The 19,237-nt window shown below is 42.1% G+C and carries 25 protein-coding genes; 12 read left to right on the top strand and 13 right to left on the bottom strand.

The annotated features are described in order from the left end of the window. Positions 1 to 16: 16 nt before the first annotated feature. Both ispD and R2I63_RS07175 read right to left on the bottom strand, forming a co-directional pair. A complete protein-coding gene (gene ispD, locus R2I63_RS07170) occupies positions 17 to 655 on the bottom strand; it encodes a 2-C-methyl-D-erythritol 4-phosphate cytidylyltransferase (protein ID WP_316356226.1) in 639 nt (212 codons plus the stop codon). A 69-nt stretch (positions 656 to 724) separates the two neighbouring features. Next, a complete protein-coding gene (locus tag R2I63_RS07175) occupies positions 725 to 985 on the bottom strand; it encodes an SWIB/MDM2 domain-containing protein (RefSeq protein WP_316356229.1) in 261 nt (86 codons plus the stop codon). A 211-nt stretch (positions 986 to 1,196) separates the two neighbouring features. Here R2I63_RS07175 and R2I63_RS07180 point away from each other — a divergent pair, with 211 nt between their 5' ends. Then, positions 1,197 to 3,368 carry a UTP--glucose-1-phosphate uridylyltransferase gene (locus R2I63_RS07180; RefSeq protein ID WP_316356231.1) on the top strand — a complete coding sequence of 724 codons (2,172 nt, stop codon included), beginning with the start codon at positions 1,197 to 1,199 and terminating at the stop codon, positions 3,366 to 3,368. Here the strand turns inward: R2I63_RS07180 and R2I63_RS07185 are convergent. Further along, a complete protein-coding gene (locus R2I63_RS07185; RefSeq protein ID WP_316356233.1) occupies positions 3,365 to 3,700 on the bottom strand; it encodes a hypothetical protein in 336 nt (111 codons plus the stop codon). The genes R2I63_RS07180 and R2I63_RS07185 overlap by 4 nt on opposite strands. A 167-nt stretch (positions 3,701 to 3,867) precedes the next feature. Between R2I63_RS07185 and prfB the strand changes: the two genes are divergently transcribed. From prfB to R2I63_RS07205, 4 genes are read left to right on the top strand one after another with little or no spacing between them, the layout of a single operon-like run. Beyond that, positions 3,868 to 4,932: a peptide chain release factor 2 gene (gene prfB / locus R2I63_RS07190; protein WP_445083686.1), complete on the top strand. Its 1,065-nt coding sequence runs from the start codon at positions 3,868 to 3,870 to the stop codon at positions 4,930 to 4,932. Continuing rightward, a complete protein-coding gene (locus R2I63_RS07195) occupies positions 4,932 to 5,459 on the top strand; it encodes a GNAT family N-acetyltransferase (protein WP_316356237.1) in 528 nt (175 codons plus the stop codon). Before prfB ends, R2I63_RS07195 begins: the two co-directional genes overlap by 1 nt. Then, a complete protein-coding gene (locus R2I63_RS07200) occupies positions 5,449 to 5,949 on the top strand; it encodes a GNAT family N-acetyltransferase (RefSeq protein WP_316356240.1) in 501 nt (166 codons plus the stop codon). The genes R2I63_RS07195 and R2I63_RS07200 overlap by 11 nt, the downstream gene beginning before the upstream one ends. Positions 5,950 to 5,961: 12 nt before the next feature. Beyond that, complete coding sequence (locus tag R2I63_RS07205) at positions 5,962 to 6,678, top strand: YebC/PmpR family DNA-binding transcriptional regulator (protein ID WP_316356242.1); 717 nt, start codon at positions 5,962 to 5,964, stop codon at positions 6,676 to 6,678. Positions 6,679 to 6,729: 51 nt separating this feature from the next. On the opposite strand, the gene R2I63_RS07210 is transcribed toward R2I63_RS07205, so the two are convergent. The 5 genes from R2I63_RS07210 to R2I63_RS07230 all read right to left on the bottom strand — a co-directional run bounded on the left by R2I63_RS07210 (position 6,730) and on the right by R2I63_RS07230 (position 8,632). After that, the gene (locus tag R2I63_RS07210) at positions 6,730 to 6,879 is read right to left on the bottom strand and encodes a hypothetical protein (protein WP_316356244.1); all 150 of its coding nucleotides are present in this window, start codon (positions 6,877 to 6,879) and stop codon (positions 6,730 to 6,732) included. Positions 6,880 to 7,112: 233 nt separating this feature from the next. After that, the gene (locus R2I63_RS07215; protein WP_316356246.1) at positions 7,113 to 7,277 is read right to left on the bottom strand and encodes a hypothetical protein; all 165 of its coding nucleotides are present in this window, start codon (positions 7,275 to 7,277) and stop codon (positions 7,113 to 7,115) included. After that, entirely contained in the window at positions 7,265 to 7,588 is a 324-nt protein-coding gene (locus tag R2I63_RS07220; protein WP_316356247.1) for a hypothetical protein, read from the bottom strand. The genes R2I63_RS07215 and R2I63_RS07220 overlap by 13 nt, the downstream gene beginning before the upstream one ends. Before the next feature lie 266 nt (positions 7,589 to 7,854). Beyond that, on the bottom strand, positions 7,855 to 7,977 hold the full coding sequence (locus tag R2I63_RS07225; protein WP_316356249.1) for a hypothetical protein: 123 nt from the start codon (positions 7,975 to 7,977) through the stop codon (positions 7,855 to 7,857). Positions 7,978 to 8,047: 70 nt separating this feature from the next. Further along, entirely contained in the window at positions 8,048 to 8,632 is a 585-nt protein-coding gene (locus tag R2I63_RS07230; protein WP_316356251.1) for a CDP-alcohol phosphatidyltransferase family protein, read from the bottom strand. An 85-nt stretch (positions 8,633 to 8,717) separates the two neighbouring features. On the opposite strand from R2I63_RS07230, the gene R2I63_RS07235 reads away from it, so the two are divergent. After that, complete coding sequence (locus tag R2I63_RS07235) at positions 8,718 to 9,095, top strand: transposase (protein WP_316356252.1); 378 nt, start codon at positions 8,718 to 8,720, stop codon at positions 9,093 to 9,095. 511 nt (positions 9,096 to 9,606) lie between these two features. Here R2I63_RS07235 and R2I63_RS07240 read toward each other — a convergent pair. Together R2I63_RS07240 and R2I63_RS07245 are read right to left on the bottom strand one after the other, a co-directional pair. Continuing rightward, positions 9,607 to 9,855, bottom strand: a complete 249-nt coding sequence (locus tag R2I63_RS07240; protein ID WP_316356254.1) for a hypothetical protein — start codon at positions 9,853 to 9,855, stop codon at positions 9,607 to 9,609. Further along, entirely contained in the window at positions 9,852 to 10,232 is a 381-nt protein-coding gene (locus R2I63_RS07245) for a hypothetical protein (protein ID WP_316356256.1), read from the bottom strand. The genes R2I63_RS07240 and R2I63_RS07245 overlap by 4 nt, the downstream gene beginning before the upstream one ends. Between R2I63_RS07245 and R2I63_RS07250 the strand changes: the two genes are divergently transcribed. After that, positions 10,224 to 11,186, top strand: a complete 963-nt coding sequence (locus R2I63_RS07250) for an IS5 family transposase (RefSeq protein WP_316356258.1) — start codon at positions 10,224 to 10,226, stop codon at positions 11,184 to 11,186. The genes R2I63_RS07245 and R2I63_RS07250 overlap by 9 nt on opposite strands. Before the next feature lie 97 nt (positions 11,187 to 11,283). Here R2I63_RS07250 and R2I63_RS07255 read toward each other — a convergent pair whose 3' ends face one another. Continuing rightward, positions 11,284 to 12,414 carry a dihydrolipoyl dehydrogenase family protein gene (locus tag R2I63_RS07255; RefSeq protein WP_316356260.1) on the bottom strand — a complete coding sequence of 377 codons (1,131 nt, stop codon included), beginning with the start codon at positions 12,412 to 12,414 and terminating at the stop codon, positions 11,284 to 11,286. A 53-nt stretch (positions 12,415 to 12,467) separates the two neighbouring features. Between R2I63_RS07255 and R2I63_RS07260 the strand changes: the two genes are divergently transcribed. From R2I63_RS07260 to R2I63_RS07275, 4 genes are all read left to right on the top strand, one after another. Then, positions 12,468 to 15,095 carry an MGH1-like glycoside hydrolase domain-containing protein gene (locus R2I63_RS07260; RefSeq protein ID WP_316356263.1) on the top strand — a complete coding sequence of 876 codons (2,628 nt, stop codon included), beginning with the start codon at positions 12,468 to 12,470 and terminating at the stop codon, positions 15,093 to 15,095. A gap of 277 nt (positions 15,096 to 15,372) precedes the next feature. Then, positions 15,373 to 15,555 carry a hypothetical protein gene (locus R2I63_RS07265; protein ID WP_316356265.1) on the top strand — a complete coding sequence of 61 codons (183 nt, stop codon included), beginning with the start codon at positions 15,373 to 15,375 and terminating at the stop codon, positions 15,553 to 15,555. Positions 15,556 to 15,584: 29 nt separating this feature from the next. Beyond that, positions 15,585 to 15,953 (top strand): IS630 transposase-related protein, encoded by a 369-nt coding sequence (locus tag R2I63_RS07270; RefSeq protein ID WP_316356267.1) that lies wholly within the window; start codon positions 15,585 to 15,587, stop codon positions 15,951 to 15,953. Then, a complete protein-coding gene (locus tag R2I63_RS07275) occupies positions 15,940 to 16,410 on the top strand; it encodes an IS630 family transposase (protein ID WP_316359728.1) in 471 nt (156 codons plus the stop codon). Before R2I63_RS07270 ends, R2I63_RS07275 begins: the two co-directional genes overlap by 14 nt. 129 nt (positions 16,411 to 16,539) lie before the next feature. On the opposite strand, the gene R2I63_RS07280 is transcribed toward R2I63_RS07275, so the two are convergent. Together R2I63_RS07280 and R2I63_RS07285 are read right to left on the bottom strand one after the other, a co-directional pair. After that, complete coding sequence (locus tag R2I63_RS07280; RefSeq protein ID WP_316356269.1) at positions 16,540 to 16,920, bottom strand: hypothetical protein; 381 nt, start codon at positions 16,918 to 16,920, stop codon at positions 16,540 to 16,542. Continuing rightward, positions 16,908 to 17,270 (bottom strand): BlaI/MecI/CopY family transcriptional regulator, encoded by a 363-nt coding sequence (locus R2I63_RS07285; RefSeq protein ID WP_316356271.1) that lies wholly within the window; start codon positions 17,268 to 17,270, stop codon positions 16,908 to 16,910. The genes R2I63_RS07280 and R2I63_RS07285 overlap by 13 nt, the downstream gene beginning before the upstream one ends. A 237-nt stretch (positions 17,271 to 17,507) precedes the next feature. Here R2I63_RS07285 and R2I63_RS07290 point away from each other — a divergent pair, with 237 nt between their 5' ends. Further along, complete coding sequence (locus R2I63_RS07290) at positions 17,508 to 19,235, top strand: hypothetical protein (protein WP_316356273.1); 1,728 nt, start codon at positions 17,508 to 17,510, stop codon at positions 19,233 to 19,235. Positions 19,236 to 19,237 lie beyond the last annotated feature (2 nt).

A 19,237-nucleotide genomic window follows, 5' to 3' on the forward strand; every position in this document is an offset into this window, starting at 1 on the left:
CTTATACTTCATGAACCTATTCCACTATTTCTGCAAGTTTGAGGTCGATAGGGTATGTGATCTTGATGTTGCTTGCGCAGCCAACCACAATTTTTACAGGGTGGCCAATGCGTTCAGCTAGTGCAACATCGTCTGTAAGGGGAGCTCCTTTTGCCGCCTGATGCCCTTTTTCGTAGACTTCACGAGCTAGAAGTTGGGGTGTATACATCTCGTAAAGAACGGTGCGATCGAGGGTTTTTTCAACATGCTTATTATCGTTGACTTGCTTGATAGTATTCTTTATTGGAGAGCCGAGAGCTGCGGCTTTTGTGGACATTCCTTCTTCTAGAAGCTTTAATACATCTTCTCGAGTAACCAGGGGACGGGCACCATCGTGAATCAATAGGATTTCACCAGAAGTTTTCAAAGCTCCATTTTGAACAGAGTCTTGGCGTTTTTCCCCAGGCAGTGCAAAGAGCGTTCCTTCTGGAAAGATGGATTGACACTCTTTTGGACAAACCACAACAATCTCATTGATCTCTTTCATTGAGATAAAGAGGTCAAAGCTATGGAGGATCATAGGCTTTCCTCGCAAAGGAAGAAAGGTCTTTGGAACGTCAGAATTCATTCTGGTTCCAGAGCCGCCAGCAAGTAAAATTAAAGATATTGTTTTCATGGGTCTATTATAGAAGAGAAAAAGATATTTCGCACCCCCAATAAGGAGGTGCAAAACTCACATCAGTGATTACGAGAGATGTTTGTTGACTTTCTTAGTCATGTCAAACATATTAATTGCCTTTTTCCCCCCGAAAACGTTTGAAAGCTTCTCATCAGGAACGATGTTGCGCATGTTGTCTGGGTCTTGTCTTTTGTGCTTTTTGATGTATGCCCAAAGCTTTTTAGTCACTTCAGTCCGCGGCATAGGTCCCTTTCCAACAACTTCAGCAAGCTCAGCGCTGATTTTCATTGGCTTCATAAACTTCGAATTAGCTGCTTTTTTGGCCATTTCGTTTTCTCCTTAAAAGTTAGAAAAAGATATTGATTTAGATTACGTTAGTTTTTTCCTGATCTGAGACTTCATATAAGCAGAATGGAGTTACAAACAGGTGTTTTACATCAATTTGTAGCCTTCCTAGGGATTTATAGTCAAAAAAAAAAGCTCGACAAGAGAAAATCTTGCCATTTTCCAGATGAGATGGCAAGTTAGGAGTATGAATGTGAAGCAGCTGGAAACGCACTTAGAGAGGCAGCGCGAGCGTCTCCAATCTCTTCTTGCCATGCTAGGGCGAACGGAGGGGTTCTATGAAAAGTTAGAGATCCTCAACTCTCTTCCTGAAGTGGATGCTTATTTTTCTTTTCCTTCTCCATTAAAAACATTCCTTTCTGGGGTAACACCCGAGTGTGAATATGCGATTAAAGCGACTTTTGCAATTGGACAAGGCCCCCGCCTTTTTGAGTGGGAGGATATTGAAGAGGGGAAACGTCTTCGACCTCTTTTGGAAGACCTTTTAGTTCTGGAGAACTTTTACCAAGATATGGGTGGGATTATTGGATACCACCACCTCATTTTAACATTGCTTGGGAAGGAAGAGAGTGGCGTGGGTGTTGATCTCCGTCCTCCTGTTGGAATTGACTTGAGATTGGAAACTCTAGCAATAAGAGAGGCCATTATCAAAGGGATTGAAAGCCAGGGGAAGATGGCGGAGCTTTATCCGGTTGGTGGAGCGGCTGACCGATTGCAACTTAAGGATGAAAAAACTGAGGAAGGACTCCCTGCGGCTCGCTTAGTTTTCCTAGGAAAACCCCTTCTAGAGGGGGTGATCAACGATCTGCAAGCGCGTGAATACCTCCACTATAAGCTTTTTGGGGGTCAAGTCATAACTCCGATAGGAATGATGACTTCGCATGTGAATCGGAATCACGATCATATCAAAGAAATTTGTGCTCAAAACCGGTGGTTTGGGCGCCCTCAAGAATCTTTTTGTTTCTTTTTGCAACCCTCTGTTCCCACTTTTACACGTGAAGGAAACTGGTGTTTGCAAAAACCTCTTAAGCTTCTTCTAAAGCCAGGAGGGCATGGGATGCTTTGGAAATTGCTTAGACAGTCGGGAGTATTTACATGGCTTTATGAGAAGGGGAGTCAAAAAGCCCTTGTGAGGCAGATCAATAATCCTATGGCTGCAATCGATTATGGCCTCCTTGCCTTTTTAGGTTTTGGCTACCAGGGAGATAAAGCCTTTGGTTTTGCTTCGTGTCCTCGCCTTGTGAACGCTCAAGAAGGAATGAATGTTGTAAAAGAGAAAAATGGCAAGGAAGTTCTGACAAACGTCGAATATTGCGACTTTGAAAAGTGTGGAATTGAAGACGAACCTTTTGAAGAAGGAGGGAAATATTCCCGCTTCCCTTCGAATACCAATATCCTTTTTGCCGATCTGGAAGAGATCGAAAAAGTTTCCAAGAAGCTCCCTAATCCAGGACTTCTTGTAAATTTTCGAAAAGGGCATCACTATCATAGCCCTGATCAGAAGGAAGACATTGCCCGTTTAGAAACAACGATGCAAAATATTGCTGATGGATTGTCGGTCTCCAAGGAGGAAGACTTGCCTACCTACCTGACGTTCAATAAGCGGCGGAAAACGATTTCAACCACTAAAAGAAAATCGTCTGCTAAGGGAGCTATGCTCGAAACTCCAGAGGGATGTTACTACGACTACATGCTTAATGCTAAAGAGCTGCTTGAAACCCATTGCAAAATGTCGCTTCCCTCATTTCCAGATGAATTGACGTTTGCCAAAAAGGGGCCCTCGTTTCTATTTAGTTATCATCCCGCGCTTGGTCCTCTCTATTCTATCATTGGGCAGAAGGTGCAGGGAGGAACGATTACAGGAGGCTCAGAGCTTCAGCTCGAAATTGCAGATCTATACCTCAAGGATCTTAATCTCGAGGGAAGTCTTTTGATTCATGCGACAGATGTCATGGGACACAAGGAAGAAGGGTTGCTCCAATACTCAGAGAAGACAGGGCAATGTGTTTTGGAAAATGTCCATGTTGTGAATGAGGGAATTGATTGGGAAGAGGACCATCTTTTTTGGCGCCACGATGTGAAGCGGCGCTCAAGTCTTACCATCACGCTTCATGGGCATTCAAGATTTGTGGCTAAGGATTTGACGATTTCCGGGGACCTATCCTTAGAAGTTCCACATGGAATGCAAATGACGGCTAAAGAAGAAAATGGTCGTGTGATTTTTATCACTGAATCTTTGGATGACTTGGGGAATGATACGGGCCCTTTTTGGACGTATTCTGTTGCTCTAGACTATTCCATAGAGATAAAAAAAACCGGAAAGGAAACCTTTCCGGTTAAAGGCTCGTTAAGTCAGATGACTTAAACTTTTTCACTTCGAATTCTATGAGCTTTTTCAGTATTATTATGATCGTAGTGTTTTGCTGCTTGTTCTAGGTGGTTGTTCGGAGTATTTGACAACCAGCGCAGCGGAATGCGAATAGCTACGACAGCTCCGGCTCCATAAACGAATGATTTGTTTTTTACGGATTCAGGAGTATGGTCTTTAACCCAAATAAAGACAGGGCTTGTGACTTCTGATACTTTCTTCCCGACAGGAGTGTCTAGCAGGTGGTTACACCCTTGAGCAACCAATGCGCTTCCAGTTTTGTAGATTTCATGAAGTTCTTGGCCGACTTTTCCTAGCATGTCTAACATAGTGATTCCTCGGTAAAATTTTCTTGTAGGAAGAGGTGACTCTTCCACTATTTTTGATGAGAGAAAGTATAAGGGAAAATCCTTTTGTGTAAAGAGTCTTTTATGTACAATGAGGGATTATTTTTTGAGGTTTAAAATGAATGATGAGATCCGTACAAAATTAAAAGATATTAATAACAGGCTTCTTCATATGTGGAGGTATCTTTGACTTAGAGGCGAAGGAAAAAGAAGTTGTTATTTTAGAAAAAAAGATGGGAGAGGGAGATTTTTGGTCGGATAATGATGCGGCACAAATCGTTATTTCTCAGTGTAATACGCTTAAAGAGTGGACGATTCCCTACAATAGTATTAAAACAAGATTTGAAGCTTCAAAAGAGCTTCTTGAAGAGATGGAAGAGGAAGAAGATCCTGAGCTCTATAGTGATCTTTTGAAAGAGCTTGATGAGGTGCAGCAGGGGATTGAAGATCTCGAAGTAAAAAAAATGCTTTCAGGTGAGCTCGATAATAAGAACTGTTATTTGAGTGTCAACGCAGGCGCTGGGGGTACCGAGTCTTGCGATTGGGCGCAGATGCTTCTTCGGATGTATCAGAAATGGGCAGCTAAACGAAAGTGGAAAGTAGAGCTCGTTGAAAAACTCGACGGAGAAGTTGCGGGGGTCAAGAATGCAACACTCCATGTCACAGGCCCCTTTGCCTACGGATATTGCAAAGCAGAGAAGGGGGTGCATCGCCTTGTCCGTATTTCTCCATTCGATAGCAACGCCAGACGTCATACAAGTTTTGTTTCTGTAGATATCATTCCGGAAGTTACCGATGACATACAAATTGAAATCAAGCCGGATGAGATTCGGATTGATACGTTCCGCTCATCTGGTGCTGGCGGGCAGCATGTCAACACAACCGATTCTGCGGTGCGGATCACTCATCTAGCAACAGGGATTGTTGTCTCGTGCCAAGGAGAGCGGAGCCAGTTACAGAATAAAGAGACCTGTTTTAAAATGCTTCGTTCAAAGCTATATGAAAAAGAGATTTTGGAGCGGGAAGAAGCCATTTCAAAAATGGGAGGGGAAAAGAAGGACATTGCTTGGGGCTCTCAGATTCGCAATTATGTTTTTCAACCCTACACACTTGTCAAAGATACACGCACCAAGTATGAAGAGGGGAATATTCAAGAGGTCATGGATGGATCTTTGGATGGATTTGTAAATGCATACTTAAAGGAATTTGGTTAGTGGGTATCCCAGATGAAAGTGAATATGATGTAAGGTATACGACTCCAAAGGATCATCCTTACCTTCAAAAGTGGTTGGAAATGGAGGAAAATCGCCTTTGGTATCCTGTCTCTTCAGACAAAGATGTTGAAAATATGAGTAGGAATTGGGTGGGTTTTTACAAGTATGGAGCAAGTTTAACGGCAACTTACAAGGAGGAGGTGGCAGGCATTGCCACACTTTTTCTCATGCCATATCGGAAGGTGATACATCACTGCCTCCTCTACTTTATTGTGAACCCTCAAATGAAGGGGCAAGGAGTAGGAACTTCAATTGTAAAGAATATCACGCACCTTGGCAAAAGCTATTTCCGTTTTGAGTGGATCAATGCCGAAGTTTGGGAAGGGTGTCCTGCTCTTCCGATTTTGGAAAAGTTGGGGTATGTTGAGGTGGCAAAACAAGAGAAGTATATTAAGAAAAAAGATGGAACCTACTTAGCGCGCCATGTCATGCAAGTTAACCTTCTGGAGGGCAAGGATGGGAAGTAAACCGGATGTGACGTTTAGGCCAACTGATAAAAAAGACCTTCCTCTTTTTATAGAGTGGCTTCTTCAACCGGGGGTTCTTGTTGGGTTTCCAATGATGGACCGAAGAGAGGTAGAGGATGCCGTTCGCCTCTGGATCCACTATATCGATAAGGGGTTGTCTATCACAGCACTCTATAAGAAAAAACCGGTTGGTGCTGCAAATCTTTATCTACATGAGGTGGAAAAGATGGCTCATCAATCACTGTTTGTAGTCATTCTTGATGAAAAGCACAGAGGAATGGGGATCGGGACACTTCTTTTGAAAGAAATCATAAAGCTTGGGCTTAAACGAGACCTTGAGATTCTTCACTTAGAGGTTTATGACAAAAATCCGGCGGTCCGTCTTTACAAAAGACTTGGTTTTAAGGAGTATGGGCGCCATGCTCGCTATCTAAAAGATGCTGAGGGAAATTACTACGACAAAATTTTAATGCAAATGGAAATTCAATAGAGAGATAGGTTCATGGCTGGACATAGTAAGTGGGCAAATATTAAGCATAAAAAAGGGCGAGCCGATGCAAAGAAGGGGAAGATCTTTTCTCGGTGTGCAAAAGAGATTATTAGCGCGGTAAAGCAGGGAGGGCCGGATCCTAAAGCAAATACAAAACTGCGTCTTGCATTGCAAAAAGCAAAGGCGGCGAATGTTCCTTCTGACGTCATTGATCGCAATATTAAAAAAGCGTCAAGCGCAGATCAAGCAGACTTTACCGAACTGACATACGAGCTCTATGGACATGGAGGGGTTGGAATCATCGTGGATGCCATGACAGATAATAAGAACCGCACAGCTTCTGATATGAGGATTGCAACGAACAAAAAAGGGGGGAGTATTGGTTCACCTGGATCTGTTGCCTTTAACTTTGATCGGAAAGGGGTGATTCAGATTGGAAAAGATCAGGGGGACGAAGAGTCTCTTTTCATGCAATCAACGGATGCAGGTGCTGATGATTTTGATGTTGCAGAAGACACCTTTATTGTAGTGACTCCTCCAGACCTGTTATATGAGGTGAAAGACAAGCTTGAAAACGCAGGAATTGCGGTTGGAGAGACAAGCCTTGAGATGATTCCAAAAACCACAGTTCCCTGTGATGACGATAAGCGCGCTGCCAACGAGGCACTCATCGAGTTTCTTGAGGAGCTAGATGATGTCGATGCTGTCTTCCATAACATGGAAGATTAGCTGCGCTGCCTAGCTGTTAAGGCTAACGTACCAGTTGATCATTTTTTGGTCTTAGTTATCCTCTTTTGGGATATGACCAAAAATTTGCTGTGCTAGATTCATTGCTTTTTCACTATAAAATGCGTAGAGGCCCACACCTTTGATAAAGGATTGCTCTCCAAGCCTAACAGTGGATTTTTTAATTGAGTGAATCGCTTTCATCGGGACTGCCTTTAAGGTCGGGATTTTCCTCGTTCTATTGGTTGATGAATAGGGAAACATTTTCCTTAGTGATATTTGCGTCATCTGCAAAGAATGGGGCAAAAGATAGAGCTTCTTGCAGTCCTTTACTCTCCCTTGTAAATGGTTCTTCCACAGAGTAGGTGACCTCATCTAATGGAGTTCAATCAACAAGCGTAAATTCTGTGTCTTCTAAAGTAGGAACATTCTTTCCCTCAGGCGACTCTAATGGCATGGGGGTTTGTAGTAGGCTCAAAGCCTAACCAAACGATAGGGATGTTGAAATACCCCGATGCTCCATTCTCTGAGTTTGCTATAGGTTTCTCTAAGTTGGGGCCAATATTCGAGCTCCCAAGTTTGTGTGTGACTAGTTCTGACATCTTCTGACCTCTCTTTTTTTTTCATTTAGTTCTGAATAATCAATAGGGACATAAATGATCCTTTCTAAGTTTCTCCTGTGCTCTACAGGAATAAATCCGTAGTTGTTTTCCCCTTGCTCTCCGGTTTCAATCACGAGTTTGTGGAATGAAAGGGATTTATGGATATGCCTATGGGAGCCTTTTTGTCCTCTCCATACCCTGACGACATCTCTTGAAACATCAGCTAGGTTGAAAGAGATACCGGTTTGTCTCCAGGCTTCAACAGTGGGCCCATAGATTTTATGACTTTGTGCATAGCGATCGTAATCCACAATTTTGCTGTATTATTCTAGCACTCGATAGTCGACTCCTTCAATTAGGTCTTCAAATCGTCTGCGGTGGATTTTTGTTTCTGATAACTGTGGGTGCTTGCTTAGAGGCTCAAGAACTCTTAAAGAGACAGCGGTCAAGTTTTTAGCGGTTTACCTCTTGACCAGGAAGATGATGAATTTTGCCGTCGGGTGTTTCGGCGCTTACTTCCTACACAGAGTTGTCCTTGGGAGCAAAGCTAGTAATCAAGCAGGGAGTGTGCTGTCTCTCATCCGCGAGCCTTTTGAGTCATGGCTTTTGAAAGACTCGTGTAGCGGCAGAGAAGGGCAGGTTCTTGGCCCTCTATCAGTTGCGATGTTCCTTCAGAAGATTCTGCAAAGTTTACTGTCATATTAACCTCTTATTATAGATTAATATTATAACATTTTAAGTGTTAAATATTAATAATAAAATATTTAATATTATTTTTTAATAAACTGTTTGATTCGGATGATTGCAGTTAAAAGAGTTAGGGCTCCAAAAAGAAGAGCCAAAAATGTAAAAAAAGTTTGAAATAAGATCATTAAACTAAAGAAGATAAAGGCCTCTGTTCTCTCAATCAATCCAGGGCTATAATGGAAGCTCTTTTCTGAGGAGTTTTCCTGAAAAATGCCTACAACCAGAAATGTAGTGATACAGAGCAAAATAGAGCCGAGCATCCAAATCGTCATGAACCCTCGGCTTTCAGGGGCATAAAGGAATAGCCCTAATAGAATAGCCCATTCGACGAGGCGGTCCGCTACAATATCTAAGACGGCTCCAGCTGGAGAGGACAGATTCTTATAGCGGGCTAGAGATCCATCAAGCGTGTCGCAAAACCCGCTGATCCCTAGCAAGATTAAAGCGCCAATCGACTGGTGAAGATACAGAAAGAAGGGAATTAAGATACCAGAAACGACTCCTATAAGGGTCACCATTAAAGGGGACACCCCCTTCAAAAATGCTTTTTTGAGCAGTGGTTCAATGATCAAACGCTGGTATGGAGTGCGGTAGTCACTATCGATCATATCTTACTTTTTTAACAAGAATAGGAATTAAAGAAAACAGGAACCTACCGTGTATTAAATAAAAAATTTTAGTATACTCAACCCTTTGAAAATAAGAAAAGCAGAGGAAAAGGTGTTCCAAGGGTTAAGTGAAAAATATTTTAAGTTGTTAGAGCCTCTAATGGAAGAATGGACGAGCAGAAATTGTCGAGGAAGAAAACTTCATCCATGGAGACCTGTTATCAACTCAATTTTCTGGGTCTTAAGCACAGGAGCTCCCTGGTGGGCTCTGCCCAAAGGAAAGAATTTTGCTCATCGCTCAACAGCTCATAGCTGTCTTGGAAAAATGGAATCAGAGGGGTTTTTAGAGGAGGTTTTAGTCAAGCTTATTGAGGTCGCTGAGCTTATTGGAGGTGTTGAGCCAGATAGATTGACAGTGTTGAAGAATAAAGTGATTCCGCTGATACCATACCGAAAAGGATAAAAGGCACGGAAGGGGATATGTTACCTTGAGAAATTTAGGTGAAAAGTAGAGCGTACAATCTCCTGGCTGAAGACAAGATATAGAAGAATCTCAAAGAGATGCGAAAGGAGGGTGAAATATTGGAGAAGGTTTTTACAGTTTGCCCTTATAGATTTTTGGTTGAAGTTTCTGATTAAAATATTTATTAAATACAGCATAGGCTCAGAGCAAGCAAGACAAGGGCAAAATTCATTTGAGTGTTAAAAATAGAGTCGAATGAAAATGACTTTCCTTCTTCAAAGATTGCACCAAGGCCACTTCCAGCCTGCGTGTAGACGTATTCTAAACACTTACAAACTACAAAACCTATCAAAAAGCACCTGTTTTTTCGAACTCAAAAGTTTTACATCCTGAAACTTCTGAATCTCTTTGGTTCTAAACAGCCTCTTAATAGATCCCCTAGAGCTGTCCGGGCTGCAAGAAAAATAATGGTGGCTCCAATTGTTGCTCCGATAACGACATAGATTGCTCCCTAGGGGATCTTAAAGGAGAATCCTCCAAGCAAAGTAAGGATTATTCCCCCTGGAAGGAAAAGACTAACAGCGACAATATAGAGGAGAATAAAGAGTGCTGGCATTAGAATTGGGTGGTTCTCAATGTGTGTAAGAAGGTCTTCTCGATGCATCTTAATGGATTCGAACGTAAGATATTTTGGCAGCCCCAAAAAGTAGGCAACAATCATTAGAAGGATGATGACTGCGAGGGGAAGCCATTTCTTCATCGACGGAATATTCCCAAAATCGTTTCAGTTAGCCATTTGTCTGCAGCTTTTCGGATTGCTAAACTTTCAATTGGGTAGGGGTGCATGAGAGTGCCAAGCTTTCTTAAGGGGAGTTTTGCATGCATTGCAGTTGAAATTTCCATCAGCATTTCTCCAGCTCGGGGGCCTACAATTGTGGCTCCTAAAATCTTACTGCTCCACTTCTTTGTGATAATTTTGACGCATCCTTCCGTGCGTCCCATTGTGATACTTCGATCCACTTCTGAGAAAGGAACGCGATAAACAGCGATCTTTTTAGGGACTGTTGAGAACTGGCATAATTTTCTAGAATAGTTTAAGCTCTTTCTCTTTTTAGATGGAGGATTCCCATGCAACAAGTTGAGATGATTTGCTTAGAAGACTTGGTTCCAGAAAGCCACAATTACCGTAAATTTGCCAAGATTTGGTCATTTAGTTTTGTGGAGAAAAGACTCAGAAAACTGGAGAAGGACAATCCCCATAAAGGGTATGGCTTGCTGCGGATATTCAAGTGTTTATTGCTGCAGTTTCTGGAGAACTGCAGCGATAGAGAATTAGAACGCTTTATCCAAGAAAACACTGCAGCTCGATGGTTTTGTGGGTTTAACCTGAGAGACAATACCCCAGATCACACAGTCTTTTGTCAGCTTAGAAAAAAAATAGGGACCAATATCTTGTCCAAGATCTTTGCTGATCTAAGAGATCAGCTAAAAGATCAAGGACTTATGAGTGAAGTTTTTACCTTTGTAGATGCAACCCATTTAATTGCTAAAGCGAATTTATGGGAGGAAAGAGATAAGGCGATTGCAGAAAAATACGAGAAACTGAACAACGAAAACATCTCACAATTTTCTGCAGACGTTCAAGCAAAGATTGGTTGTAAAGGGAAGAATAAATACTGGTATGGTTATAAGCAGCATACCAGTGTAGACATGCAGACAGGTCTTATCAATAAGGTTGCGATTACTCCGGCTAATATCACAGATGCCTCAGGTTTCAAACACGTCTGTCCCTCTCAGGGGGCTAGCTATATGGACAAGGGCTATTGTATAAATCCCGCCCCCAGAATAGCTAAGGCAAAGGGGGTACATCTAGGCGCTATCAAAAAGAATAACATGAAGGGCAAAAATAAAGATCAGGATCGGTGGTACAGTTCCGTGAGGGCCCCTCATGAGCGGGTCTTTTCGCAAATAGAGAAACGAGTGCGGTACCGAGGAATCGCGAAAAATCAGTTTTCAAGTTTTATGCAAGCTATTTGTTACAATCTGAAGAGGCTCGCGGTTCTAGATCCCCCAAATTTGTGTCTCTCCTAGGGAGAGGTGTGTCCAAATGGACTGAATTTTCCATTTCTAAACACTTACAAACTACAAAACCTATCAAAAAGCACCTGTTTTTTCGAACTCAAAAGTTTTACATTCTGAAACTTCTGAATCTCTTTGGTTCTAAACAGCCTCTTTTAGGATGACATTCTTCCTCTTTGAGCCCGATACTTGCGACTTCAGGATCTGTATATGTGCAACGAGGAATCGGTTGACGGCTCTTTTTCATGATAAAGGGGAGCAGGAGGTTCGTCAAAACAGTGCGTGCTTGATTCTCAGCATAATGAGTGAAAAATGGGGGGCCTGTCACATCTCCAATAGCCCAGATGTTTTTAATATTTGTTCTCCCATAAGAGTCCGTAGGAATGCCATCTTCAGTGTGTTTGACATGCGCTGCATCGAGCATGAGCTCTTTTAGACGGGGACGCCTTCCCACTCCAACGAACAGAGCATCTCCCTCTATGGAGTGCACTGTTTTCCCCCTTACTTCAACGGTAAAATGTTTGTCGTAGCTGACGCTCTCTGTTCGCTCTCCTGTAAAAAGGATAATTCCTTCTTTTTGAAATGCTTCCATGATGATTTTTTGAATTTCTTTTTCTTCTCGAGCCAGAAGCGAGGGGCGACTTTCAATCATGGTGACTTTAGCACCTAATCGAGAAAACGCTTGGGAAAGCTCACTGCAAATGGGCCCCCCACCGATAAAAATCATCCGTTTGGGGATTTTTTCTAAATCAAAAACTGTTTCATTGGTCAAAAAGGGAGTTTCCTTGAGCCCTTTAATAGAGGGAACAATTGGATAGGAACCTGTTGCAATAACAATTTGCTGTCCCTGAACCTTTTTTCCATCGATGGAAAGGGTCCTTTTATCGATAAATGAAGCTGTGCCATTCAACGTTTCCACTCCAAGCTTTTTCAAGGCCGAAGGATCTTCATGTGAGCGGATTTCATGAACAATATTGCGAACCCGGTCAAGTGCTCTTGTTCCATCAAAGGAAAAAGGAGAGGTTTCAATCCCCAGCATATCAGTATGTTTAAGAACGTGGGCGGTATGAGCTGAAGCAATCAGAGATTTACTTGGGATACATCCAAAGTTTGTGCAATCGCCGCCATAGTTATTCCTTTCGACTAAGAGAACTTTCTTTCCCGCCTTGGCTGCCCCAATAGCGACAACAAGCCCACCTGCGCCTGCGCCAATTATAATAATATCAAAAATTTTATTCATTGAAACAATTTACCTTCATTTCCTATATAGAAATTAGACAATTTAAAGGCGATATGAATCCGGAAAAAAAACGTCTTTTAGAAGACAAAAAGAAAACTAAGCACTGGAAACATTTCGGTCCTTACCTAGCAGAAAGGCAATGGGGAACCGTTCGAGAAGATTATAGCGAAGATGGTTCAACATGGGACTATTTTCCCTACGAGATGGCAATGGAGAGGGCCTATCGCTGGGGAGAAGATGGGATAGCGGGCATTTCTGATACACATGCGCGTCTCTGCTTTGCTCTTAGCTTTTGGAATGAGCAAGACCCCTTTATTAAAGAAAGAATCTTCGGGCTTTCAAACCCTGAGGGAAATCACGGGGAAGATGTGAAAGAGTATTATTATTACCTTGATAATACTCCTACCCATTCCTATATGAAATATCTCTACAAATACACGCAATCAGAATACCCCTACCAGGCTATCCGCAAGGCGAATGCAAACCGTTCTCAAGATGAGGGCGAGTATGAGCTTATTGACACCGGGATTTTTGACCACAATAGGTATTATGACGTTTTTGTTGAGTATGCCAAAAAGGGGCCTGATGATATTGCGATTCGGATTACTGTTCATAATCGAGGGAATGAAAAGAAGACTCTCCACCTGCTCCCTACCCTTTGGGCCCGGAATGACTGGTTCAAAGAAGGGGCATCGAAACCTCATTTAAAAGCTCGAGCAGGCAACAATGCAATTGAGGCACATCACCCAAGTGTTGGCAATTACATTCTTTATGGAGAAGAAGCAGAAGAATTGCTTTTCACAGAAAACGAAACAAAGGGAAAGGAAAAATATAGCAAGGACGGAATCAACGAATATCTTGTTCATCAAAAAACGCAATCCGTCAATCCGGAAAGAGAGGGAACAAAAGGAGCTTTTCACTACATTGTTAAAATTCCCCCTTCAGAATCCCGAGAGATTCACCTTCGCCTCACCACCGAAGAAGAAATGAAGAATATCGCTTCTGAAAATAAGAAACTCCTGAAGCTGAGAATGCGAGAGGCTGAAGAATTCTATGGAGAAATCATTCCGACATCACTGACTGATGAACACCGAATGATCGCCAGGCAAGCTTATGCTGGAATGCTTTGGAATAAAATGTATTACAACCTAGTTATTCCTGAGTGGACGGCTGGAGACCCCAACTTTAACCCTCCTCTTCCCTCAAGAGATCCCAATACCGTTCGCAATGGAGAATGGCTCCATCTCTATTCCGATGATATTGTCTCCACTCCTGATAAATGGGAATTTAACATGTTCTTCTCTTGGGATACGGCTTTTCATGCCCTTCCACTTGCTGTTTTAGATGCGGAATATGCCAAACACCACATGCATCTTCTGACTCAAGAATGGTATATGCACCCCAATGGGATGCTTCCAGCCTATGAGTGGAATTTTTACGATGTGAACCCCCCCGTGCATGCTTGGGGAGCCCTCAGAGTGTATCAAATCGATAAAAAAAGAAATGGAGTTGAAGACCGTCTTTTTTTAGAAAAAGTGTTCCAAAAGCTCCTTCTGAACTTTACGTGGTGGGTCAATCGAAAAGATGATTCTGGAAAAAACATTTTCCAAGGAGGTTTTCTCGGCCTCGATAACATTAGCGTTTTTAACCGAAGCGCTGAATTGCCGGATGGCGCGACTCTCTATCAATCCGATGCCACAAGTTGGATGGGAATGTTTTGTCTCAATATGCTTTCTATTGCCTTTGAGCTTGCGATAGAAGATGTTGCCTATGAGAATATGGCTAACAAGTTTTATAACCACTATCTTCTGATTGCCGATGCAATTAACTATTCAGGGACCCGTTCTCACCCTCTATGGGATGAGGAAGATGGCTTTTATTATGATGTTTTAAAAACGGCAGACGGAAAAGAAATTCCCCTAAAAGTGCGCTCTCTTGTCGGGCTCATGCCCCTTCTTGCAGTGACCATCATCGAACCTGAGGTTCTTGAGAAACTTACCGTCTTTAAAAAGAAAATGGATTGGTTTTTAGATCATCGTCTTGATCTATGTGAAAAAGTAGCCTGTATGCGGACCCCTGGTGTTGAGGGTCGAAGAATTCTTTCCATCGTGGACAGAGAGAAACTCACACGCATGCTTGGCTTCATGCTTGATGAAGAGAAGTTCCTTAGTCCTTACGGAATCCGGTCCATCTCCAAATGCCACGATGAAAATCCCTTCAAACTTAAACTCAATGGAGAAGAGTTTTCAGTCGATTACGAACCTGGTGAATCAAAGAGCCGCCTTTTTGGAGGGAACTCCAATTGGCGCGGTCCCATTTGGTTTCCCCTGAATGTGCTTCTCATCGAGTCTCTCCAAAAATACCACTATTACTACGGCGACGATCTCAAAGTTGAGTGCCCCACTGGCTCTGGCAACTTTATGAACCTCTGGGACGTTGCTGCTGAGCTTTCAAAGCGTCTAGTGAGTATTTTTGAAAATGATTCCGAGGGGAACCGCCCTGTATTCGGAGACCGCCCCAAATTTCAATCCGATCCTCATTTCCATGACTATGTCCTCTTCCATGAATATTTTCATGGGTGCTCTGGCCAAGGGCTCGGCGCCAATCATCAGATGGGGTGGACCGGTTTTGTTGCCAAGCTCATCAAGCAGCTTGGTGAATACGGTCATCTTTATTCATGAATTGGTAAAATTATTTTGGATCATTGAAAAAGGCCTTCTAAGACCTTTCTGAAGGGGATTTTTTTACTTGGAGAAAATAGAAGAATTCCTATACGATCGGGGGGTACTTTGACAAAAGTGCCCTGAGAGGCGGCAACCTCCCAGGGCGTGAAACTAAGGTACATCCTTTTTACCGCAGGAACCTTAGCCTCGAGTACCATTCTAGTCCATCGAAGCAAAAAAAATCTAGCCCTGTGTTCCTTTTAAGGATGTACCTTTTTTTAAAAAGGTAGGATCGATGAAGGAAGAACCATTTCACTTGCAAGAATTATTTAAAGAAAGCCCCAAGGTCACACTTTCGGATCAAGAGATCGCTGATTTTTATGGCGTTTCCATTGAAAGAGCAAAAGAGTATCGCAAAAGCGATGCACAGCAAGGCTTTATTTTTGAAGATCAAAAGTTTTCGAGCTATTATAGCTAAAATATTTCGTTTTAGTTATAATTTTTTGAATGACATATTCGCTAGATTTTAGAAAAAAAGTTCTATCAATCCGAAGCAAAGAAAAATTAAGCTTTGCCCAAGTAGCAAAACGCTTTGGAGTAAGTGTAAATAGTGTGTTTCTCTGGTCTAAGAGGTTAGAGCCGAGGCGCACTAAAATCAGACCTGCAATAAAGATTGATAGAGAGATCTTGATGGAGGATATCAAGAAATACCCTGATGCCTTCAACTATGAACGAGCACATCGTCTCAACGTAAGCACTTCAGGCATTCGGTGTGCCATGAAGAGGTTAAGAATTAGCTATAAAAAAAACGCTCAACCATCCCAAGGCCTGCGAAACAAAAAGACAAATCTTTCAAGGGAAAATCGCAGAATATAAACGTTTGGGAAAGCCAATTGTATATATTGATGAAAGCGGGTTTGCCCATGATATGCCCCGCACCCACGGTTACTCCAAAATAGGACAGCGATGTTTTGGCACTCATGATTGGGGAGCAAAAGGAAGAACAAATGCAATAGGGGCATTACTTGGAACAAGCCTCCTTACACTTGCGTTATTCGAGTGCAATATTAATACAGATGCCTTTTCCATTTGGGCAGAGGAGGACTTGCTACCGAAACTTCCCTCTGAAAGTATTCTGGTTATGGATAATGCTTCATTCCATAAAAGCAAATCTATGCAAGAGAAGATCCAGGCTGCAGGCCATACCTTGGAATATCTTCCTCCCTATTCTCCTGATCTAAACCCTATTGAACACAAGTGGGCACAGGCAAAGTCTAAGCGAAGAAAATATCAATGTGGAATAGACGAACTTTTCAAGGAGCACTGCCTATAACTAATTTAAGTCACTTTAGCTATATCTTTCACCTATGGGGTTTGAAGTGGTTTAAAGGCTCAGGCTTATGTTATAGTGCTATAAATTTAAAGGGAGTGCAGGGTAGACCCCCTGCACTCTATTTTTAGATCAACGTTTGTTAAGGTCTAGGAAGATCTCACCAGAAGGGAGGGCTTCACTACCCACCGAAACCCCAAGCATTCCTGTAAAGTAGGATTCAAAGGACTTCCATTCTTGTTTATCCTGACTAAATAGAAAAGAAGGCTCAATCTTAATGTAGAGAGGCTCTTTTGCATTGAGGACATTTTTTCCATGGAGAAAAGCCCAATGGGAATGGTCCATAAAGAAAAGATCATAAAACACCTTCAGAAAAGGAAGCAGGTACAGATAATAGAGGGTTCTATAATTCCGAATAAGAGGACGGATGAATATGAGGAGAAGGAGCGACATGTAAAAGGTCAAAATGGAGCCAGAAAGAGAGTTAAAGATATACCGCGCTACACATTCCATTTTTTCTTATGCTCCCGAATCATCTTTTCGATCTTTTCGATTTCTTGGGGCTCGACTTCCTCCTCCAGAAAAGTACTAAAAACCTCAGAGGGGCTGGCCCCAAGGAAACGGGACTTTAGCCTTTTTAGGAGAGGGGACTTTTTCTTAGAGTAGAGATAACTCCTTCCTTGCTTGGTTCTTTTAAGCACCCCTTTCTCAAAGAGGCGCGTCATCACTGTCATGATTGTGGTGTAGGCATTGGTGCCCCCTAGTCTTTTCATTACGTCGGAAACAGTAAGACCTTCGTCGCTCTTCGAAAAAAGACGAAGTATCGTTGTCTCAAGTTCACCAAATGATCGTTTTGCACACATGTACCAAATCTACTACGCATGTAGTATTTAATGCAAAGAAAAAAGCAGGTTATTTATTAGAGAGACCCCCGGATTTTGATAAAGGTGAGTAAACAGAATAAAGAACTTACCGATATATCATAAGTAACTTATAATAAAATATTTATGTTTTTATTTTTTAACATTGTAAATGTTAATGAAAAATTACAATTAATATGTTAATATTAATTTATAATAAAGGGTTTATTGGGGGTAATAATGGCTATTAGTGTAAGAGATCGTATTAGGCAAATAGATGCGCAATGTTCAGAAGATAAAGAAGTTAAGTCAACCCCCCCTAGGAAAGATAGTAAAACACCTTTAGTCGTTACTCGAGCTTTAGCTGATTCTCCTCCTTCTAGTGTAGACGAAAAGCCTGCAGAAGGAAGATTTAAAAATAAAAATCTAGAGGTATTTCAACAGCTTAAAAGTGAACAATATGGATCAAAGCAAATAAGAGCTTTTCTTCGCTCTAAAGGGATTTTTCAGGGTGTCAAAGAGGGTTCTGTTCAACTTTCGTCATATGTTGTTGATATTAAGACACAAATCAATGCTGATTACAATCAATCGATTCTTGGGGATTTAAACGGCCGATTTAGCCACTCCCTGGTTAAAGCTGCGCTAAAAGAGCTTGCAATAGACCGTTTTGCACTCGACTCCGGAGAAGCATTTCTTTCAGACGCAGAGGTTTCAGAAATAGAGTCAAAATGTCAGTCAATTCAAAAGAGAAAAGCAAACGTTGAGAAACTCCAAGATTGGCTTGATCCACTTGAAACGGTTTATGGTAGCGAATACGTTCATTCTTTACTGATTGAAAAAGGAATGAGACCGAAGCATTATAGTGGAGAGAAAGGGATCAAAGGTGATCTCTTAAAAGCAATTCAGGAAGAGATTGTTGAGGCAAAAACTGCCGAAGTTCTTCAAAGATTCGATGCAACCCTCCAAGGGGGAGACATCGATGGGTTACTGAAATTTCGAGAGCAATTATTGATACTTAATAGTTTTGACCTCCCCAAGACAGAGAAACAAATAGTTTCTAGAGGGCTGGACTTGCTTGATGAGTTGCAGCAATTACTCGATGCTCCTAAGCGCATTTTTGGGGAGATTAGTCGGTTGAACGATGAGGTTCATGGCGAAGGGGTCTCAGATTTCTATGCCTTCTATGGATGGAATGTTGCAGCCTTAGCTGGTGATAGGGAAGAGCATCTTGAAGCATGTCAAAGCTTTTTAAAGACAGGCTGTCGAGGTATTTTAACAAGTCGTGATAGCATTTCTAGCAAATTTCAAGCTCAGAAAGATCGTTTAGAAGCGAAGGTGATTTCGGGTGCTGAAGTGCGGCAGCCCTATTTTGCATGGATGGGTCGAAACAAACAGTACAATGTTACACAGTACGAGCAAACACAGGATATGGGGGCTGTTGAAAGGACCAGCTATGGTAGTGAAAAAAGACACTATATTTGCCAGTCTCTAAGTATGCAGCAGGCAGGTGTGATTGCAGGGCGTCCAGATATTGGTTTTGAAGAACTTGATCTAAGAAGCACAGATCAGACAATTCAACTTAACAAGCAAATGAAAAGCGATCGATATGATCAACAATCCTTTGAAAGTGTCGGACTCCGTCAACCTAAAGATCCGGTTAGATTTAAAACAAAACATAGCGAAACTGCGACAATCCAACAAAAGCTGGAAACTCTAGAAGGGTTTCTTGATGCTAGCCATGGGTTGGCTCTATTGAATCTCGACCCTCCTCCAGGGTCCACAGATCTTGGGCACTCGTTAATGATGCAAATCGATAATCAACGTGGCATCTATCGATTTATTGATGCGGGGGTTGGTTCATTTGATTTTAGAGGAGATAAAGAAGCCTTTTATCGTGCAGTTACAGAACTCGCCGCAACAATGTATTACACGACGCCTCATGTAACGTTGATTCCACTACGAAGCTAGAT

This window comes from Candidatus Neptunochlamydia sp. REUL1, assembly GCF_963457595.1.
In the GTDB taxonomy this organism is placed as follows: domain Bacteria; phylum Chlamydiota; class Chlamydiia; order Chlamydiales; family Simkaniaceae; genus Neptunichlamydia.

What these genes read in the sequence shown, in the direction of transcription:
- R2I63_RS07290 (WP_316356273.1), top strand. Translation starts at nt 17,508, where the DNA reads ATGGCTATTAGTGTAAGAGATCGTATTAGGCAAATAGATGCGCAATGT.
- R2I63_RS07240 (WP_316356254.1), bottom strand. Translation starts at nt 9,855, where the DNA reads ATGAAGAAATGGCTTCCCCTCGCAGTCATCATCCTTCTAATGATTGTT.
- R2I63_RS07230 (WP_316356251.1), bottom strand. Translation starts at nt 8,632, where the DNA reads ATGATCGATAGTGACTACCGCACTCCATACCAGCGTTTGATCATTGAA.
- R2I63_RS07250 (WP_316356258.1), top strand. Translation starts at nt 10,224, where the DNA reads ATGCAACAAGTTGAGATGATTTGCTTAGAAGACTTGGTTCCAGAAAGC.
- R2I63_RS07185 (WP_316356233.1), bottom strand. Translation starts at nt 3,700, where the DNA reads ATGTTAGACATGCTAGGAAAAGTCGGCCAAGAACTTCATGAAATCTAC.
- R2I63_RS07200 (WP_316356240.1), top strand. Translation starts at nt 5,449, where the DNA reads ATGGGAAGTAAACCGGATGTGACGTTTAGGCCAACTGATAAAAAAGAC.
- R2I63_RS07255 (WP_316356260.1), bottom strand. Translation starts at nt 12,414, where the DNA reads ATGAATAAAATTTTTGATATTATTATAATTGGCGCAGGCGCAGGTGGG.
- R2I63_RS07215 (WP_316356246.1), bottom strand. Translation starts at nt 7,277, where the DNA reads ATGTCAGAACTAGTCACACACAAACTTGGGAGCTCGAATATTGGCCCC.
- R2I63_RS07265 (WP_316356265.1), top strand. Translation starts at nt 15,373, where the DNA reads ATGAAGGAAGAACCATTTCACTTGCAAGAATTATTTAAAGAAAGCCCC.
- ispD (WP_316356226.1), bottom strand. Translation starts at nt 655, where the DNA reads ATGAAAACAATATCTTTAATTTTACTTGCTGGCGGCTCTGGAACCAGA.
- R2I63_RS07270 (WP_316356267.1), top strand. Translation starts at nt 15,585, where the DNA reads ATGACATATTCGCTAGATTTTAGAAAAAAAGTTCTATCAATCCGAAGC.
- R2I63_RS07225 (WP_316356249.1), bottom strand. Translation starts at nt 7,977, where the DNA reads ATGACAGTAAACTTTGCAGAATCTTCTGAAGGAACATCGCAACTGATA.
- R2I63_RS07280 (WP_316356269.1), bottom strand. Translation starts at nt 16,920, where the DNA reads ATGGAATGTGTAGCGCGGTATATCTTTAACTCTCTTTCTGGCTCCATT.
- R2I63_RS07205 (WP_316356242.1), top strand. Translation starts at nt 5,962, where the DNA reads ATGGCTGGACATAGTAAGTGGGCAAATATTAAGCATAAAAAAGGGCGA.
- R2I63_RS07210 (WP_316356244.1), bottom strand. Translation starts at nt 6,879, where the DNA reads ATGAAAGCGATTCACTCAATTAAAAAATCCACTGTTAGGCTTGGAGAG.
- R2I63_RS07260 (WP_316356263.1), top strand. Translation starts at nt 12,468, where the DNA reads ATGAATCCGGAAAAAAAACGTCTTTTAGAAGACAAAAAGAAAACTAAG.
- R2I63_RS07285 (WP_316356271.1), bottom strand. Translation starts at nt 17,270, where the DNA reads ATGTGTGCAAAACGATCATTTGGTGAACTTGAGACAACGATACTTCGT.
- R2I63_RS07175 (WP_316356229.1), bottom strand. Translation starts at nt 985, where the DNA reads ATGGCCAAAAAAGCAGCTAATTCGAAGTTTATGAAGCCAATGAAAATC.